Below are 1,523 nucleotides of genomic sequence, written 5' to 3'. Positions count from 1 at the left end.
TCTTCGTCAACATTTGGCAAGACTGACTCGCAAAACATTGTCTTTTTCAAAATCCATCGAAATGCATGACAGAATTATAGGATATTATCTGAACATTCATCACTATCAATAAATTAGAGTCACGACCCAGACGCACCAGCAAGTGCTCCACCGGCAGCCCCTCCTCCAATTTGTATACCTTGCTTGATAGCCTCCTTAGGTTTATTTTCAGCATTGATTATTTCATTCGTTGCTAATACTGCCGTGAAGATAACCCCTACTTTCCCAATAACCTTTAATCGTTTGTTTGCTGTTGTGAATTTAGGGTTATCTCTTGAGGATGCTTCTATAATCTCATAGTAAATTGCACTTTTTTGATCTGGTGTAAGGCTACCAAATCCTTTTCCAAATTTTTTCTGCGAATATTTATCAATAAGCTGCTCAAAAGATGGTGGTGTTTTTTTATGTCTCTCGGCAAAAGCTAATCCCTGCACTGACGTGAATTTTCTATGTTCAGCCATAATTTTATTACGCATTTCATAACAAAACTCAGCGGCTTCTTTTACTGATATTTTTTTGGCACTAACCATATCCTTCACTTCAGAAACTACTCTTTTAATATTTGAAGTATAGCTTTGTCTGACGTTAGCATCGTTGATTACATCAAGAGAAAATTTAATAGACGCGCCTTCTAAGGCGGCAACTGCTTTATCTAAAATCGGATCATCAATAGGATGTTCTTGTGTCCCTGAAAATGTTCCTTCAATAAGTTCATATTCCATAATTTCACCCCATGATCTTGCTTAATAAGATTTCTGTTAAACTTTGTGAAGAACTTTCTTTTTCAAAATTTTCTATTTCCAATTTCACACATTTATTTCCTGTTATTGATGAAAACTTAACCTTATTTTGTTTATTAAATTCACCATTAAGAACAGAACCATCATCGAGAGTCACAAGGCATTTGATACCACAATAATCAATATCATCAGAGATACTGAAACCAATCCATTTTTCTGTTTCTACTGGCGGTTCGGATAAATGCTTTGATAAATCGCCAAGTGGAAAATTATAAAATCCCGAAAGTAATGGTTTTTCTTCTTCACGCCCCTGCAACTGAGAAATTGCGTAGCCTGTTGTCCCCGCAGCACGATGCGTGCATGAAATGGATTTGTAATCGAGCATTACTGTTTCATTAGGTATCTGGTCATTATCATTTATCGAGTGGGGGTAATGACAAGAGAAATCAACGATTGTTGCTCCTGTCAGTTTGATCTCATAAAAAAACTCCAGTTGACCGGCTTGGCTGGTGCGGTAACACTTAAAAACAGCATCTAATAATTCATTACCATCGATCGCCATCGCTAGCAATGGAGAAGATTTATCAATAGGCTTAGTAAAGCTGACTGGGCGATGATTGACGTTCTGATCTCGGCTCATCATATGGCTAAGATTCAATACCTGTATTTCATCTTCCCGTCCTGCCTGATAGCGATTACCTATCGACTCCAGAGTCGAGCATCCCGCTGATATTAAACCTTGTT

Annotated in this window: 2 protein-coding genes and 1 pseudogene; 1 reads left to right on the top strand and 2 read right to left on the bottom strand. The window is 37.6% G+C overall.

Annotation, left to right across the window (positions count from 1 at the left end):
- Nucleotides 1-112: IS1 family transposase (locus AACQ81_RS03310; protein ID WP_237387220.1), on the top strand; the 112-nt coding region annotated here is incomplete at its 5' end.
- A 7-nt stretch (nucleotides 113-119) separates the two neighbouring features.
- Here AACQ81_RS03310 and AACQ81_RS03305 read toward each other — a convergent pair.
- Together AACQ81_RS03305 and AACQ81_RS03300 are read right to left on the bottom strand one after the other, a co-directional pair.
- Nucleotides 120-761, bottom strand: a complete 642-nt coding sequence (locus AACQ81_RS03305; protein ID WP_237388473.1) for a hypothetical protein — start codon at nucleotides 759-761, stop codon at nucleotides 120-122.
- A 340-nt stretch (nucleotides 762-1,101) separates the two neighbouring features.
- Nucleotides 1,102-1,523: pseudogene (locus AACQ81_RS03300) on the bottom strand (Hcp family type VI secretion system effector); the annotation flags it as partial.

The organism is Xenorhabdus sp. Sc-CR9 (assembly GCF_963897815.1).
Taxonomy (GTDB): Bacteria; Pseudomonadota; Gammaproteobacteria; order Enterobacterales; family Enterobacteriaceae; genus Xenorhabdus.
This window is presented reverse-complemented; position numbering and strand designations above follow the sequence as displayed.

Bases quoted from the DNA above. Each gene is read 5' to 3' on its own strand.
- AACQ81_RS03305 (WP_237388473.1), bottom strand. From the start codon at position 761: ATGGAATATGAACTTATTGAAGGAACATTTTCAGGGACACAAGAACAT.